The organism is Xanthomonas hawaiiensis, assembly GCF_031834635.1.
GTDB lineage: Bacteria > Pseudomonadota > Gammaproteobacteria > Xanthomonadales > Xanthomonadaceae > Xanthomonas_A > Xanthomonas_A sacchari.
In genome coordinates this window covers 2,595,045-2,612,626 of sequence record NZ_CP115873.1, presented here as the reverse complement: position 1 = coordinate 2,612,626, position 17,582 = coordinate 2,595,045, and the positions used below count along the sequence as shown (strand labels likewise).

Below are 17,582 nucleotides of genomic sequence, written 5' to 3'. Positions count from 1 at the left end.
AGACGATTCCCGACGCTGTCTGATTCATTTCCCTACGTGGTTCCTCAAGCGGTCAGCGGCTGCCAGTCGGTGCCGATCGCGTCGGCGATGGCCTGCGCGTTCGGCTGGGACGCCTGCGCGGCATGCGACGTTGCAGCGGCTGCCGACTGGCCGGCCATCACCGCGGCGACGACGGCCGGGGCAGGGGTGGCACGCGTGGCGTGCTGTTCCAACCGGAACACCGCCACCGCGTCGCTCAGTTGCGCCGCCTGGTCTTCCATCGACCGTGCTGCCGCGGTGGCCTCCTCGACCAGGGCGGCGTTCTGCTGGGTGCTCTCGTCCATCTGCGTCACCGTGCGGTTGACCTGCTCGATGCCGGCCGACTGCTCCTGCGAGGCGGCGGAGATCTCGCCCATGATGTCGGTGACGCGGCCCACCGAGGCCACGATCTCCTGCATGGTCTGGCCGGCACGCTGCACCAGCTCGGCGCCAGTGGCGACGCGGCCGACCGAGTCGTCGATCAGCCCCTTGATCTCCTTGGCGGCATTGGCCGAGCGCTGGGCGAGGGTGCGCACTTCGCTGGCGACTACGGCGAAGCCGCGGCCCTGTTCGCCGGCACGGGCAGCCTCGACCGCGGCGTTGAGCGCCAGGATGTTGGTCTGGAAGGCGATGCCGTCGATGACCGAGATGATGTCGGCGATCTTCTTCGAGGAGGTCTCAATGCCGCTCATGGTGTCCACCACCTGGCCGACCACCGCGCCGCCTTGCGAGGCGACCGCGGCGGCGCCGGCGGCGAGTTGGTTGGCCTGGCGCGCATGCTCGGCGTTCTGCTTGACCGTGGCGGTCAGCTCTTCCATCGACGCGGCGGTCTCTTCCAGGCTGGCGGCCTGTTGTTCGGTACGCTGCGACAGGTCGCTGTTGCCCTGGGCGATTTCGGTGGCGGCGCTGTGGATGTCGCCGGCGGCGCGCTGGATGCGGCCGACGATATCGGCCAGGCGCTCGGCGGTGCCGTTGGCGTCGTCGCGCATGGTGGCGAAGATGCCGTGGAACTCGCCGTGCATGCGCGCACCGAGATCGCCGTCGGCCAGCGCGCTGAGCAGCCGCGAGACCTCGGCGATGCTGATCGCGTTGGCGTCGAGCAGGCCGTTGAGTTGCTGCGCCAGCATCAGGAAGAAGCCCTGCTTGCCGGTGCGGTCGATGCGCTGCGACAGGTCGCCGGCGGCGGCGCTGCGCACCACCGCGGCCACTTCCGCTTCGACGCGGGTCTCGGCGGTGCGGTCGCGCCATTCGCAGACGAAGCCCAGGTGCACGCCTTCGGCATTGCGGATGGCGGAGATCTCCTGGGCGATGCAGACCTCGCGGTAGCGCACCTCGCGCTGCGCCGCGCCTTGCCGGTCCAGCCGCTGGTAGATTTCCGCGTCCTGCGAATTGCCGACTTCCAGCAGCGCCACCGACTGGCCCAGCAGCGGCGCGGAACGGTCGAACGCCGGCGCGCAGGCGCGGATGTCCTCGGCGTGGGTCTGCAGCAGGGTCTGCAGCGCGGTATTGGCGTAGATGATGGTCAGGTCGGGATCGGCGATGTACATGCCGGTGGAGGCATTGTCCAGCGCGGTGCGGATGCGCAGGTTCTCCGCGGCGACGCTGCGTTCGCGTTCGATGCGCTCGCGCAGCTCGCGCTGCATCCGCGCCAGCGCCGCCATCAGGCTGCGCCCGTGCCTGGCCGCGACTGGGATCGGCTGGTCCAGGCGGCCTTCGGCGATGTGCTGGGCGGCGTCCATCGCCACCCGCGGCTCGCCGCCGAGCAACTGCGCGACCGAGCGCAGGATCCAGGCCGCGGCGGCGGCCAGGCACAGCACGGCGACCAGCACCGCGCCGGCCTGCTGCCAGGTGGCGCGCTGGCTCTGCTGTTCGGCGGCTGTGCGGCTCTGCGCGTTCAGCGCCAGGATGCGGTCGCTGATCGCGTCCATCTCGGTTTCCAGCCGCGTGAACTGTGCAGTGAAATCGGCATAGGCGGCGCCGCTGTCGCCATGGGTTTCTGCCAGCGTCACCACCTTGTCGGCGGCGGCGATGTAGCGCTGCAGTGCCGGCCCCGCCGCATCCAGTTGCGCGCGCAGGGTGCCGTCCAGCGGAAGCTTCTGGTTATCGTCCAGCGCCTTGCGGAATTCGCCGGCGTGTTCGCCCAGCGAGGCGCGCGCCGCCTTGACCCCGTCCGCATCCTGCCGCGCCGCCGCCAGCAACGCGGCGGTGACGTCGCCGCGCAGGGCGTCGTGCATCATGTCGGCCTGCATGTGGTTGCGCAGCGCGTCCGAGGACGTCACCTGCGCCGCGACCGAGCGCAGCAGCCCTTGCTGGGCGGTGTAGCCGACCCCGCCCAGCGCGAGCAGGGCGAGCACCGCCACCAGCACCAGGATCCCGAGCATATGCATGATTTTCATCGGTGTGGCCCGATCAGAAACGGAAGGACAGGCCCGCGCCCAGCGCGTGGTCCGGCGAACGGTCGTTGAGGCCGCGGCTGTACACCACGTCCAGTTGCACGTCCTGGCTGAGCAGCCAGGCCGAACCGACGTCGAGCAGGGCGATGGTGCCGCCGTCGTCGGCATGGGCGATCTGCGGCAGGGCCAGCTCCACGAACGAGCGGGTGCGGTCGTTCCAGGCCTTGCCCAGCACCACGCCGAAGATGCCGGCGGTATAGCGATGTCCGCCGTCGCCTTCGTCGCGGATTACCCCGGGCATCATGCCCAGCGACACGCTGTCGCTGAGCTCCCATTCGGCCACCAGGCGGAACGAGGGGCGTGCACCGCTGCCGCGCACGTCGCGCGCGCCGCTGGGCAGGTCCACGTGCAGCAGCCAGGCCAGCGAGGCGCCGCCGATCTCGCCGGCCAGGTGGTGCTTGAGCCCGAGCGAGATGTCGGAGAAGCCGGAGACGTCGTCGCCGACGGGGACGTCGATGGTCTGCCAGCCGTCGGTCTCCAGGCGTAGTTCCCAGGTCGGGCCGATGCCGTAGCGGAACAGGGTGGGCGTGGCGTAGCCATCGACAGCGCCGTCGCGTTCCCAGGCCACGCTGGTTTCCACCTGCAGGCGCCGGTCGCCGACGGTGAGGCTGGATTCCACGAAGTCCGGGCGATCGGTGGCGATCGGCTCGGCTTCGGCGTGGACCCCGCCGGCAAGGCCGAGCAGGGTCAGACAGCTGGCAAGAACGACTGGCTTCATGGCGCCTCCCGTGGCGGTTCGATCGGAACCGGGGATCCGGGCGCAGTGCGTCCGGCGCCGAGGCGCGTGCGGTGCCCATGGCGTGGCAGTTCCGCTTTCTATATCGACCCTGAAGACCGTTTCTTTACGAACGTGACGTGCTAAGCGCTCTGTGGTAGCCGACGCCAGGGGGCGGGGAAGGGCACGAGGCGCTCGGGCGCCTCGCGCGGAACAGGGGCGGCGGGGCGGCTCAGAATTCCTGCCACTGCGCGTCGTCCGGCGGCGCGGTCGCGTGCGGGACGGCGCGCAACGGGGCCGCAGCGGGCCGCCGTGGCGTCGCCGCGGCCGCGGCAGGCCGGCGTGCGGGCGCCGGCGCGACCGTCCCCGCCTTGGCGCCGGTCTCCAGCTTGAACAGCGCCACGGCCTGGTTGAGGTGGCCGGCCTGGTCTTCCATCGAGCGGGCGGCCGCGGTGGCTTCCTCGACCAGCGCGGCGTTCTGCTGGGTCGCTTCGTCCATCTGGGTGATGGTCTGGTTGACCTGTTCGATGCCGGCCGACTGCTCCTGCGAGGCGGCGGCGATCTCGCCCATGATGTCGGTGACGCGCTGCACCGAGGCGACGATGTCCTGCATGGTGGTGCCGGCCTGTTCGACCAGCGCCGAACCCTCGGCGACGCGTTCGACCGAATCGTCGATCAAGGTCTTGATCTCCTTGGCCGCATTCGACGAACGCTGGGCGAGCGTGCGCACTTCGCTGGCGACCACGGCGAAGCCGCGGCCCTGTTCGCCGGCGCGCGCCGCTTCCACTGCGGCATTCAGCGCCAGGATGTTGGTCTGGAAGGCGATGCCGTCGATGACGCCGATGATGTCGGCGATCTTCCGGGACGAGGCCTCGATGCCGCTCATCTTGTCCGAGACCTGACTGGCCAGTGCGCCGCCCTGCGAGGCCACCGCGGCGGCGCCGGCGGCCAACTGGTTGGCCTGGCGCGCGTGCTCGGCGTTCTGCTTGACGGTGGAGGTCAGCTCTTCCATCGAGGCGGCGGTCTCTTCCAGGCTGGCCGCCTGCTGCTCGGTGCGGCGCGCCAGGTCGTCGTTGCCGGCGGCGATCTCGGCCGCGGCGCCGTTGATGCTCATCGCGGCGGTCTGGATCCGCGTGACGATCGCGGCCAGCTGCTCGGCGGTGGCATTGGCGTCGTCGCGCATGGTCGCGAACACGCCCTGGAACTGGCCGTGCATGCGCGCGGTCAGGTCGCCGGCGGCGATCGCCTGCAACAGTGTGGACAGCGCATGCAGGTTGCCATCTGCCGTGGCCATCAATTGATTCAGGCTCTCGACCATCACCCGAAAGTCGTACTGGAAGCGCTCGGCATCGCCACGCACGCTGAAATCGCCCGCCGCGGCGGCGCCCGCCAGATGCTTGATCTCCGAGTTCATCGCGGTCAGGTTGCGCTTGACCGTGTCCATGGTTTCGGTGAGCACGGCCTTTTCGCCAGGCAGCCGATCCATGTCCTCGGACAGGTCGCCGATGGCATAGCGGCCCATGATCTGCGCCAGGCGCATCTTGACCGCGATGTGCGAGGCGGCCAGCGCATTGCTGTCGTGGACCATGCGCCCGTAGTCGCCGGGGAAGGCGCGCTCGTCCATGCGGTAGCTGATCTCGCCGGCATCGTGGCGCTGGGCCATTTCCTTCTGCGCGTCGAGCACCGCGCGCAGCTGCTGCTGCATGCGCTGCAACGAACCCAGCAACTGCCCCAGCTCGTCGTTGCGCGGGTACTGGATGCGGCTGTCCAGGCGGCCGGCGGCGACCGCACTGGACACTTCCACCGCACTGGCCAACGGCTTGACCACCAGCCGCCGCAGCAGCAGGTAGAGCCCGCCGCTGAGCAGCAGCGCGGCGCACAGGCCGACGGCGGCGATGGTCCACAGCAGGTTGTGCGCGGGCGCCATCAGCACCGCCTTCGGCACCGCCACGCCCAGCGCAAAGCGCTCCTGGGCCTGGCCGATCTGCAGCGGCACGTACACTTCCACATCGGTGGCGCCGGTCTGCGGATCCACGCTGTCGCGGCTGACGGTCTTGCCCTGGGCGATGTCGGCCAGCAAGGCGCGGGTGGCCGGATCCTGCAGCGTCTTGCCGACCAGCGCGGCATCGCGATCGGCGATGATCGCGCCGCCGGGCGAGAGCAGGCGCACGTGGCCGGCACCGAGCGGGCGCAGCTTGGCCACGCGCTGCTGCAGCGCGGCCAGCCCGAAATCGGTGGTGACCACGCCGAGGAACTTGCCGTCTTCCAGGATCGGCGTGCTGACCGTGGTCATCAGCACCTTCTGCCCGGCGATCTCGTAATCGTAGGGTTCGGCGACGGTCGGCCGCAGCAGCTTGCGCGGATTCAGATACCAGTCGCCGGCGCCGGCCACGTCGTAGTCGCGCAGCGGATCGCGCACGAGTTTTCCGTTCTGCCAGGACCAGTACACCATGTAGCGGCCGCTGGCGTCGTGGCCGGCGCTGTTGGCGTAGTCCGCGTCCTTGCCGTCCAGCGCCTGCGGTTCCCACAGCGTGCCGATGCCGGTCCAGTCGGGGTGCTGCTGCAGCTCGCGGCGCAGGCTGTCGCTGAACAGCTCGCGCGCCTTGTCCTGGCCGCGCTGGGCGAGCAGCGCATTGGCCAGCGCCTGGTTGGAGACGGCGGAGGTGCCGATGGTGTTGCCGATGCGCTCCGATTCCAGGCGCGCGGTGTCGGTCATGCCGACCTTGGCGGAGGCGAGCAGGGCGGAACTGCTGCGGGCGTAGATGATGGCGGCGGTAATGCCGAAGCACAGCAGGGCGATCGCGGCCACGCCCAGCATCAGGCGGGTGGCGACACTGCTCGGGCGTGTGGAGGACGTCGTGGGCATCGCGTTCGTCTCGATGGGAGGAATGGAGAGATCGCGCGTCCTGGCTCGAGAAAGCGTCCTGCTGTCGGACAAGCCAGGCAGAGAGCATGCGCGATAGTGCTGTTATCGGCACAGCGTCCCAGAAATGTAGCCGGTGCTTGTGGTGAGCCTCGCCCGTCGGGTCGGCATCGGAGTGGCTGCCGGTACCGGCCAGGACGTGTCGTCATGCCGTGCGGCGGCGCGGGCGCTGCTGCACGATGCAGTGTGGGGCGACGCGAAGGCGGCGCATGGCGGCAATAAAAAAGCCCCGGGAGCCGATCGCTCCCGGGGCCGTTGGCGTCAGACGGGCGGCAGGGGATGCGCGCTCAGAACTCCTGCCAGGTGTCGTCGCCGGCGGCGACGGCGACCGGACGGGCCGATGGCCGCACCGGGCGCGGGGCGGGCTTGGTCACCGGCTTGGCCGCCGGCCGGGCGATCGCGCGCGCCGGTGCGCTGGCGACCGCTGGCGGGGTGGCGTGGCTGCTGCTCGCCTCGATCTTGAACACGGCCACGGCCTGGCTCAGCTGGCCGGCCTGTTCTTCCATCGAGCGCGCGGCGGCGGTGGCCTCTTCGACCAGCGCGGCGTTCTGCTGGGTGGTCTCGTCCATCTGGGTGACGGTCTGGTTGACCTGCTCGATACCGGCCGATTGCTCCTGCGAGGCCGCGGAGATCTCGCCCATGATGTCGGTCACGCGCTGCACCGAGGCGACGATCTCCTGCATGGTCTTGCCGGCCTGGTCGACCAGCGCCGAGCCCTGCGCGACGCGGCCGACCGAGTCGTCGATCAGGGTCTTGATCTCCTTGGCGGCGCCGGCCGAGCGCTGCGCCAGGGTCCGCACTTCGCTGGCCACCACGGCGAAGCCGCGGCCCTGGTCGCCGGCACGCGCCGCCTCGACGGCGGCGTTGAGCGCCAGGATGTTGGTCTGGAACGCAATGCCGTCGATGACCGAGATGATGTCGCCGATCTTCTTCGAGGAGGCTTGGATGCCGCTCATGGTCTCGACGACCTGGCCGACCACATCGCCGCCCTGCGAGGCGACCGAGGCGGCGCCGGCAGCCAGTTGGTTGGCCTGGCGGGCGTGCTCGGCGTTCTGCTTCACGGTGGAGGTCAGTTCCTCCATCGAGGCGGCGGTTTCCTCCAGGCTGGCGGCTTGCTGCTCGGTGCGGCGCGACAGGTCGTCGTTGCCGGCGGCAATCTCGCTGGCGGCACCGTTGATGCTGACCGCCGCGGTCTGGATGCGCGCGACGATGGCGGCCAGTTGCTCGGCGGTGGCGTTGGCGTCGTCGCGCATGGTCGCGAACACGCCCTGGAAGTCGCCATGCATGCGCGCGGTGAGGTCGCCGGCGGCGATGGACTGCAGCAGGGACGACAGCGCCTGCAGGTTGCCATCGGCGGTGGCCATCAACTGGTTGAGGCTGTCGACCATCATGCGGAAGTCGTACTGGAAGCGCTCGGCGTCGCCGCGCACGCTGAAGTCGCCGGCCGCCGCGGCACCGGCCAGGTGCTTGATCTCGCTGTTCATCGCGGTCAGGTTGAGCTTGACCTTGTCCATGGTCTCGGTGAGCACGGCCTTTTCGCCGGGCAGCCGGTCCATGTCCTCGGACAGGTCGCCGATCGCGTAGCGGCCCATGATCTGCGCCAGGCGCAGCTTCACCGCGATGTGCGAGGCGGCCAGGGCGTTGCTGTCGCGGACCATGCGGCCGTAGTCGCCGGGGAAGATGGCTTCGTCCATGCGGTAGCTGATCTGGCCGGCATCGTGGCGCTGCGCCATCTCGGCCTGCGCGGCAAGCACCGACTGCAACTGGCTCTGCATCTTGTCCATGCTCGTCAGCAGCACGCCGGCCTCGTCCTTGCTGCGCAGGTCGATCGCATTGTCGAGCTTGCCGCGGGCGATGGCGTCGGCCACGTCGATCGCAGTGCCCAGGCGCTTGAGCAACTGGCGGCGGATCACGATCGCCATGCCGATCGCGGCCACGATCACCAGCAGGTTGCCCAGCAGCACGGCCCACTTGTTCTGCGCGCGTACGGTGGTCAGGGTTTCGCTGCGCTTGGCCAGCAGCCCGCTTTCCTCGTTGTGGAACTCGCCGAGCAGCCCGCGGATGGATTGCATGGCCTTGCGATCGCGCGCTTCGCGGAACACGGAGGCGAGTTCCGCCGGATCGTTGGACTGCTCGCGTAGGCCGGTCACCTGCTTTTCCACGCCGACCAGATCGTCGAACGCGGCATGCAGCTTCTCCAGCCGCGCCTGCTGCCGCGGATTGTCCGCGGTCAGCTGCTTTGCTTCGGCGAAGTTCTTGTCGAAACTGGCTTGGCCATTGATGAACGGCTGCAAGTGTTGCTTGTCGCCAGAGAGCATGTAGCCGCGTGCGCCGGTTTCGACGTTCAAGGCGTCGAGCCCCATCCTGTCGCCGGTGGCCAGCACCTTGTAGGTGTGGTCGTTCATGTCGGCGGCCGTGTTGAGCGAGGACAGGCTGCTCAGGCTGATCGAGCCGATGATCAACGTGATCAACACGATGACGGTAAAGCTGAGCGCGAGCCTGGCGGAAAGACTGAGATTCTTGAGCGTCATCGTCGTAGTCCTGGTGGAAAGGGTGAAACGTTGGGATGGCGTACCCCTTGCCTGAGTCGATGTCCGCGGAGGCGTCGGGCGCTGCCTTATCTATTTCGGCTGTGAATCGAAAATCATGCAATCGATAGTTTTACTAAATTCAATAGATCTTGTAGATTGAAACGGATGCTCCAATTGCAGGCGACTTGCTTTAGCGGATTGCTGCAAAATTTGTTCGAATTTGTAGACAATTTGTCTGCGCAATCTCCGTATCGGCGTGGCACCTGCGTTCTTTAAGTCCCCGGGGCGCGTATTTAGCTTGTTTTCACGCTTGCTTCACGGGGCGTGGATGCGGTTCACGCTTTGGGCCGGCTGATGCCGCTGATTCCCACGCCGCATTGCGGCGCCGATCGAAAAAAGCCCGGGAGCTGGCGCTCCCGGGCTCGATGTCATGCGGGTGTCTGAACGCGTCGGTGGAGCGCGATCAGAACTCCTGCCAATCGGCAGCGCCGGCCGCAACAGCGGCGTTGCCCGTGGCCGCCGGCCGGTGGGCGGCCGCGCGCGGGGCCGGCGTCCTGACCGGCCGCGCGCCGGCGCTGGCGACGACCGCCGGCTTCGGGGCGGCCGCGCGGTGGGCCGCCGCCGGCGCCTGCTGGTCGATCTTGAACAGGGCCACGGCCTGGCTCAGCTGGCCGGCCTGATCCTCCATCGAACGGGCGGCGGCGGTGGCTTCCTCCACAAGGGCGGCGTTCTGCTGGGTGGCTTCGTCCATCTGCATCACGGTCTGGTTGACCTGCTCGATGCCGGCGGACTGCTCCTGCGAGGCGGCGGAGATCTCGCCCATGATGTCGGTGACGCGCTGCACCGAGGCGACGATCTCGTGCATGGTCTTGCCGGCCTGGTCGACCAGGGCCGAGCCCTGCGCGACGCGGTCGACCGAGTCGTCGATCAGGTCCTTGATCTCCTTGGCCGCATGCGACGAGCGCTGGGCGAGCGTCCGCACTTCGCTGGCGACCACGGCGAAACCGCGGCCCTGTTCGCCGGCACGCGCGGCTTCGACCGCGGCGTTCAAGGCCAGGATGTTGGTCTGGAAGGCGATGCCGTCGATCACCGAGATGATGTCGGCGATCTTGCGCGAGGACGCCTCGATGCCGCTCATGGTCTCGACCACCTGGCCGACCACGTCGCCGCCTTGCGAGGCGACCGAGGCGGCACCGGTGGCGAGCTGATTGGCCTGCCGCGCGTGTTCGGCGTTCTGCTTGACCGTGGAGGTCAGTTCCTCCATCGAGGCGGCGGTCTCTTCCAGGCTGGCGGCCTGCTGCTCGGTGCGACGCGACAGGTCGTCGTTGCCGGTGGCGATCTCGCTGGCGGCGGCGTTGATGCTGACCGCGGCGGTCTGGATGCGCGCGACGATGGCGGCCAACTGCTCGGTGGTGGCGTTGGCGTCGTCGCGCATCTGCGCGAACACGCCCTGGAAGTCGCCGTGCATGCGTGCGGTGAGGTCGCCGGCGGCGATGGATCGCAGCAGGGACGAAAGCGCCTGCAGGTTGCCGTCGGCAGTGGCCATCAGTTGGTTGAGGCTGTCGACCATCAGCCGGAAGTCGTACTGGAAGCGCGCGGCGTCGCCGCGCACGCTGAAGTCACCCGCTGCAGCGGCACCAGCCAGGTGCTTGATCTCGCTGTTCATCGCGGTCAGGTTGTGCTTGACCGTGTCCATCGTCTCGGTCAGCCGCGCTTTTTCGCCCGGCAGGCGGTCCATGTCCTCTGACAGGTCGCCGATGGCATAGCGGCCCATGATCTGCGCCAGGCGCTCGGTCACCGCGATGTGCGCCGCTGCCAGCGCGTTGCTGTCGCGGACCATGCGCCCGTAGTCGCCGGGGAAGGTGCTTTCGTCCATGCGGTAGCTGATCTGGCCGGCGTCGTGGCGCTGCGCCATTTCCGCCTGCGCGGCGAGCACCGCCTGCAACTGTTGCTGCATGCGTCCCATGGCGTGCAACAGGCGGCCGGTTTCGTCGCGGGCCTCGGTGCGCACGGCATTGTCCATGCGGCCATTGGCGATCGCCTCGGCGGTCCGCGTGGCCAGGCGCAGCGGCGTGGTCAGGCTGCGGGTGATGGTCAGCGCCAGCAACGCGCTGAGCACCAGGGCAAGCACGGTACCGCTCATCAGCAGCATGCGGCCACGGTGCATCGCCTCCAGCGCTGCCTGGTAGCTCGTGGCAGCCTGCGACTTCTGCCGATCGGCGAACTCGCGGATCTTGCCCTGCCATGCCAGGGTCGCGGGTAGCGCTTGCCGGTTCAGCATCTCCACCGCCTGGGTGGTGTCGCCTTTCTGTCCCAGCGCCACGATGGCGTCGTTGATGGTCTTGGCGGCGGCGCGCTTGGCGTCCATGTCGGCGCGGATCGCGCGGCCGGCGGCGGTGCTGGACAGCTTGTCCATCTTGGCGCGGGCCGCGGCGTAACGTTCACGTTGCCGATTGAAGGTCTCAAGCGCCTCTTGCCGCATCGCCGCGTTGGTGGAGGTGGTGTAAGTGCTCAGCGCGACCAGGACCGAGGAATTGGCGTCGAGCATCTGGTTGCTGTATTCGATCTTCGCCATGCGGTCCAGCACGATCATGTCCAGGTGCTTGCGCGCCTCGGCCATGCCGGACAGCCCGATGATCACCAGGATCACCGAAAGAAGAATCAGCACGCCGAAGGCCGCCGACAGGCGGACACCGACGTTGTAGCGTTGCAGAAAGCGGGTCATCTCAATCTCCAAGGAACGGAAAGGCAGGTCGACGCGCAGGGATGCGGCGCCGGCGGTTGACGCGGGCAAACGCGGGCGGCTTGCGCTGGCGACGGTGGCGGTCGCATGGCGTGACGACCGACGACGTGGCGGGCAGGACGTGCGGAAGCACGGCGATCGCGACGGTGGCCATGGCGTTGGCATGCCCGATCCGCACCTGGAATCGCCTATCGCGTCCATGAGTCGTATCGGTGGATGCGTCCTGATGTGGCGAGATCGCATGCATGATGGGCTCCGTGTACGAAGGAAGGAACGACGCGTGTTGCGATGCGCCGGGAATCCGGGGTGGGACGACCTGACGAAACGTGTGGCAAAAAACCGCAAGTCCGGCCTGCGCGCGTGCCACGGGCATGCGCGAAAAGTCCGCTGTCAGGGCTGTGTCCTTCCCCCGTCGTTCGACTTCAGCGACCGGCGATGTACGCCGGTCGATCCCCCTGAAGCGCCGGCGGACCTCCCCAGGCCGTGCCGGCACGCACCGATGTAGACAAAAAGCGTGCGCTCAACCTTGTATCGACGGCAGCACGGGATTCTTTAGCGCGGCATGGCGCCTGGTCGCTCAGGCGCCAGCGCGGCGCCTGGCACGCGTGGAGTGCAGCGTGCCACGCAGGGTGAGGGTCGACGCGGTGCACGACAGCGTGTTCGCCCTGGCACGGGCAGTGCAGGACGCCGGCGCTGCGCGTTTCCAGCATTCGGTGCCGCATGCCGTTCTAGGGGAGTAATGACGGTGGCACGCGTGCCACGCCGCACCGGCGGCGTGCACGTCGAGCGGTCGCACGGATGCGGCCGCTCGCTGGTGTGGCTGGCATGAGCGCGCAGAACGCCTGCCAGCCTGGGCAAGCGCAACGGACCGACCGGCGCCGGTGCCGACGTGCGCGACTACGCGGAGCGCACGTTGCGTAGGGCAGGGCGACTTGCCGGCACGATGGCGATCGACGCGATCGTGGGCAACGCGTCCAACTTGAACACCGCCACGGCCTCCTGCAACTGCGTTGCCTGCTCTTCCATCGAACGTGCGGCGGCGGTGGCCTCCTCCACCAGCGCGGCATTCTGTTGGGTGGTTTCGTCCATCTGGGTGATGGTCTGGTTGACCTGCTCGATGCCGGCGGACTGCTCCTGCGAGGCGGCGGAGATCTCGCCCATGATGTCGGTGACGCGCTGCACCGAGGTCACGATCTCATGCATGGTCTTGCCGGCCTGGTCGACCAGAGCCGAGCCTTCGGCGACACGCGCGACCGAGTCGTCGATCAGGCCCTTGATCTCCTTGGCAGCGTTGGCCGAACGCTGTGCCAACGTACGGACCTCGCTGGCGACGACGGCGAACCCGCGGCCCTGTTCGCCGGCACGGGCGGCTTCCACCGCGGCGTTGAGCGCCAGGATGTTGGTCTGGAAGGCGATGCCGTCGATCACGCCGATGATGTCGGCGATCTTCTTCGACGAGGCCTCGATGCCGTTCATGGTGGTGACCACCTGACCGACCACGTCGCCGCCTTGCGAGGCCACCGCGGCCGCGCCGCTGGCGAGCTGGTTGGCCTGGCGTGCGTGCTCGGCGTTCTGCTTGACCGTGGAGGTCAGCTCCTCCATCGAGGCGGCGGTCTCTTCCAGGCTGGCGGCCTGCTGCTCGGTGCGGCGCGACAGGTCGTCGTTGCCCGTGGCGATCTCGCTGGCGGCGGCATTGATGCTGACCGCCGCGGTCTGGATGCGGCCGACGATCCCGGTCAGTTGATCGGTGGTGGCGTTGGCGTCGTCGCGCATGGTGGCGAACACACCCTGGAAGTCGCCCTCCATGCGTGCGGTCAGGTCGCCGGCGGCGATGGCTTGCAGCAGCGCCGACAACTTGCCCAGGTTGACGTCGCTGACCTCCATCATCGCGTTGAGGTCCTGCACCATCCGTCGGAAGTCGTGCTGGAAACGTTCGGCATCGCCGCGGGTGCTGAAGTCGCCGGCCGCGGCCGCGGCGGCCAGGCGCTTGATCTCGGTGTTGATCGCCAGCAGGCTGGCCTTGGCCGCATCCATCGATTCGTGCAGCACCGCGCGACTGCCGGGCAGGCGCCGGGCATCGCGGCGCAGGTCGCCGTTGGCGTATTCGTTGAGCACGCCGATGGCATCGACGATGGCGTCCAGGTGCTCGAACATCATGGTGTTGATGCCCTTGCTCAGCTCGCCGTACACGCCGGGGAAGTCCTGCGGCATGCGGTGGCTGATGTCCTTGTCGGCATGCAGCTCGATCATCAACGCGGTTTCGCTGGAGAAGCGCCGCAACTGGGTCTGCATCCGATCCATCGCGCCCAGCAGGCGGCCGGGCTCGTCGCGCGCGGTGGTACTCACGTCGTTGTCCAGGCGGCCGTCGGCGATGGCCTCGGCGGCGCGGGTGGCGCGGCCCAGCGGGCCGGTCAGGCTGCGGGTGATGGTCCAGGCCAGCAGGCCACTGACCAGCAGGACGGCCACGCCACCGGCGACCAGCATGTTGCGGCCCTGTGCCATGGCGTGATTGGCGTTGGCATAGGCGGCTGCCGTCTCCCGTTCCTGCAAGGCCACGTTCTCGCGGATCTTGGCCTGCAGGGCGGCCGTCACCGGCCTGGCCTTCTCGTTCAGCAGCGCCTGCGCTTCGGCATTACGGTTGGCGTTGCCCAATGCGATCACTTGGTCGTTGAGCTTGCCAGCAGCGGCACGCTGCGTATCGATGTCCAGACGCAACTTCTTGACGCTTTCGCTGGACGGTGGGAACCCCTCGAGTTCCTTGCGCAAGTCGGTGTAGCGCTGACGCGCCTGCTGGATTTCGGCCAGCTCCTTCCGGTTGAGCGCCTCGTCGGACACCATGCTCAACGCGCTCAACGCGAGCAGGATGCGGGTGTTGGCGTCGAGCATGCTGTTGCTGATCCGGATTTTCTCGACGTTGACCTCGACGATGTGCCGCAACTCGCTGCGCGCTTGCGCGATGGAGACCAGGCCGGCGGCGACCAGCAGGCAGGACAGCACGATGAGCAGACCGAAACCGCCGCTGAGGCGGCGGCCCACGTTGTAGCGTTGCAAGAACGACGTCATGTTGAACCCCCTGAGAATGGACAAGTCATTGCGTGTTCGTACGAGGGGACACCGGTCGTGGTGCTGGTTTCATCTGTGATGGAATGCGCGAATCGAACGGAGGGCGTGCGGAACACGCGCTCAAACGGCGCCAGCACTACACACGATGCGTTTTCCCCTTTCCTGCAGCATGGCTTCAGCGATCGGCATCTGCTCCGATCGATCCCCCTGGAGTGCCGGTTCCACCTCCCCAGGTGTCACCAGGCGCACACGTAGACAAAAAGTGTGCGCTACATTGCTATCGGCAGCGTTGCTGCATTCTTTAGCGGCGCTTTTTGCGTCTCGCATCTCGGGCGAGTGGTCGCGCGGAGGCATCGCGTATGCAGCGCGTGCTGGCCTTGCGGGCGCGAAGATGCGGATCGGCCGGACACACCGCAAACAAAAAGCCCCGGCATCGCTGCCGGGGCTGGTGTGTGGCGCGACGCGAGGGATGCTGTAATCAGGCCGCCTGCTGCACCCGCAGCGAGCGGCCATTCCGCCGATGTCCATGATCGGCGCGACGCGGCCGTCCAGCCGGGCCGGAGTTGGGCGCAGGGCTCGGCTCAGAACTCCTTCCAGTCATTGTCCTGCGCAATCGCCGCGGTTGGCTGCACTGCAAGCCGCGCCGGCAGTGCCTTCGCCACTGCCGCCAACGGGCGCACGCTGCGCTTTCCCACAGCACCGGTGGGCCTGTCGTGCGTATGTGCCGGAGAGACTGTGGCCGACGCATCCAGCCTGAACAGCGCCACCGCCTGGCTCAGTTGCACGGCCTGGTCTTCCATCGAACGTGCGGCGGCGGTGGCCTCTTCCACCAGGGCGGCGTTCTGCTGGGTTGCCTCGTCCATCTGGGTGACGGTCTGGTTGACCTGCTCGATGCCGGCGGATTGCTCCTGCGAGGCGGCGGCGATCTCGCCCATGATGTCGGTGACGCGTCGCACCGAGGTCACGATCTCGGTCATGGTCTTGCCGGCCTGGTCGACCAGGGCCGAGCCTTCGGCGACGCGCCCGACCGAGTCGTCGATCAGGTCCTTGATCTCCTTGGCGGCGTTGGCCGAACGCTGCGCCAGCGTGCGCACCTCGCTGGCGACCACGGCGAACCCACGGCCCTGTTCGCCGGCACGGGCGGCTTCCACCGCGGCGTTGAGCGCGAGGATGTTGGTCTGGAAGGCGATGCCGTCGATCACGCCGATGATGTCGGCGATCTTCTTCGACGAGGCCTCGATGCCGTTCATGGTGGTGACCACCTGACCGACCACGCTGCCGCCCTTCGAGGCGACCGCCGCCGCGCCGCTGGCGAGCTGGTTGGCCTGGCGGGCGTGTTCGGCGTTCTGCTTGACCGTGGAGGTCAGTTCTTCCATGGAAGCGGCGGTCTCTTCCAGGCTGGCGGCCTGCTGCTCGGTACGGCGCGACAGGTCGTCGTTGCCCGCGGCGATCTCGGTGGCCGCAGCGTTGATGCTGACCGCCGCGGTCTGGATGCGGCCGACGATGCCGGTCAACTGGTCGGCCGTGGCGTTGGCGTCGTCGCGCATGGTGGCGAACACGCCTTGGAAGTTGCCCTCCATCCGTGCGGTGAGGTCGCCGGCGGCGATGGCCTGCAGCAGCGCCGACAGCTTGCCCAGGTTGCGGTCGCTGACCTCCATCATCGCGTTGAGGTCCTGCACCATCCGCCGGAAGTCGTGCTGGAAACGCTCGGCATCGCCGCGGGTGCTGAAGTCGCCGGCCGCGGCCGCGGCGGCCAGGCGCTTGATCTCGGTATTGATCGCCAGCAGGCTGGCCTTGGCCGCGTCCATCGATTCGTGCAGCACCGCGCGGCTGCCGGGCAGGCGGCGCGCATCGCGGCGCAGGTCGCCGTTGGCGTACTCGTTGAGCACACCGATGGCGTCGACGATGGCATCCAGGTGTTCGAACATCATGGTGTTGATGCCCTTGCTCAGCTCGCCGTAGACGCCGGGGAAGTCCTGCGGCATGCGGTGGCTGATGTCCTTGTCCGCGTGCAGTTCGATCATCTGCGCCGTCTCGCCCGAGAAGCGCTGCAACTGGCTCTGCATGCGCTCCATCGCCAGCAGCAATCGGCCGGGTTCGTCGTGCGCGTCGGTGGCGACGTCGTTGTCCAGGCGGCCGTCGGCGATGGCTTCGGCGGCGCGGGTGGCGCGGCCGAGCGGTCCGGTGAGGCTGCGGGTGATGGTCCAGGCCAGCAGGCTGCTGACCAACAGCACCGCGAGACCGCCGGCAATGAGCATGTTGCGGCCATTGTCCATCGCCTGGGTCGCATTGGCGTGGGCCGTCCGCATCAGTTCTCCCTGGAGCGCAACATAATTGCGGATCCCGGCTTGCCAGGCCAGGCTGATGGGCCTGGCCTTTTCGTTAAGCAAGGCTTGCGCTTCGGTGTTGCGATTGTCCTTGGCCAGGGCCATCACCTGGTCGTTCGCGTCACGGGAGACACGTCGTGCCTCGTCCATGGCCTTGCGCAACGCGGTTCCACGTGCGGTGGTCGGGGGAAACGCGTTCAACTGTTTGGTCAGGTCGATGTAGCGTTGCCGCTGTTGTTGGATCTGCTCCAGCGCTTTCAGGTTGAGGTCTTCATTGGTCACCATGGTCAGGGTGGCCAGGGCGATCATGATGCTGGAGCTGGCATCGAGCATTTCATTGCCGATGCGGGTCTTCTCGACATTGACCTTGACGATGCTGTCCAGTTCGTGGCGCGCCCGTGCCATGCACAGGAGTCCTGCCGCAACCAGCAGGCAGGACAGCGCGATCAACAGGCCGAACGCGCCGCCGAGGCGGCGGCCGACATTGTAGCGTTGCAGGAAAGACGTCATGGTTGAACCCCCTTTTTGCGAATGGATGCAGCGGCTGTAGCGCACTCCGATGCGATAGGGGGAAGCGACTGATGGTGTTGGGCGGTGCGGCGATCTTCCGATCCATCGCTGAATGCCCACGAAGCGCGGGCTCCGCCGACGCCAATCCGTATCCGTTTTCCTTCCCGCTCTCGATCTTTGTTTCAGCGATCGGCAGCAGCACCGATCGATCCCGCTGAAGGGCCGGCGTTCACCTCCCCAGGTGCCGCCAGTCTGCCGAATGTAGACAAAAAATGTGAACTAGATTGTCTATCGGCAGG

General features: G+C 67.9%; 8 protein-coding genes. All 8 read right to left on the bottom strand.

Annotated elements, in window-relative coordinates; all coding sequences use genetic code 11:
* Positions 1–44: 44 nt before the first annotated feature.
* The 8 genes from PG878_RS11245 to PG878_RS11210 all read right to left on the bottom strand — a co-directional run bounded on the left by PG878_RS11245 (position 45) and on the right by PG878_RS11210 (position 17,283).
* On the bottom strand, positions 45–2,414 hold the full coding sequence (locus PG878_RS11245; RefSeq protein ID WP_209029203.1) for a methyl-accepting chemotaxis protein: 2,370 nt from the start codon (positions 2,412–2,414) through the stop codon (positions 45–47).
* Between the two features lie 13 nt (positions 2,415–2,427).
* Positions 2,428–3,189 carry a transporter gene (locus PG878_RS11240; RefSeq protein WP_209029204.1) on the bottom strand — a complete coding sequence of 254 codons (762 nt, stop codon included), beginning with the start codon at positions 3,187–3,189 and terminating at the stop codon, positions 2,428–2,430.
* Positions 3,190–3,418: 229 nt separating this feature from the next.
* Positions 3,419–6,052, bottom strand: coding sequence for a methyl-accepting chemotaxis protein (locus PG878_RS11235; RefSeq protein ID WP_209029205.1), 2,634 nt, complete (start codon positions 6,050–6,052; stop codon positions 3,419–3,421).
* 344 nt (positions 6,053–6,396) lie between these two features.
* The gene (locus PG878_RS11230; protein WP_209029206.1) at positions 6,397–8,640 is read right to left on the bottom strand and encodes a methyl-accepting chemotaxis protein; all 2,244 of its coding nucleotides are present in this window, start codon (positions 8,638–8,640) and stop codon (positions 6,397–6,399) included.
* 463 nt (positions 8,641–9,103) lie between these two features.
* On the bottom strand, positions 9,104–11,365 hold the full coding sequence (locus PG878_RS11225) for a methyl-accepting chemotaxis protein (RefSeq protein ID WP_209029207.1): 2,262 nt from the start codon (positions 11,363–11,365) through the stop codon (positions 9,104–9,106).
* 1 nt (position 11,366) lies between these two features.
* Positions 11,367–11,630 (bottom strand): hypothetical protein, encoded by a 264-nt coding sequence (locus PG878_RS11220; RefSeq protein ID WP_209029208.1) that lies wholly within the window; start codon positions 11,628–11,630, stop codon positions 11,367–11,369.
* Positions 11,631–12,280: 650 nt separating this feature from the next.
* Complete coding sequence (locus PG878_RS11215) at positions 12,281–14,446, bottom strand: methyl-accepting chemotaxis protein (RefSeq protein ID WP_209029209.1); 2,166 nt, start codon at positions 14,444–14,446, stop codon at positions 12,281–12,283.
* 581 nt (positions 14,447–15,027) lie between these two features.
* Complete coding sequence (locus PG878_RS11210) at positions 15,028–17,283, bottom strand: methyl-accepting chemotaxis protein (RefSeq protein ID WP_209029210.1); 2,256 nt, start codon at positions 17,281–17,283, stop codon at positions 15,028–15,030.
* Between the last annotated feature and the right edge of the window lie 299 nt (positions 17,284–17,582).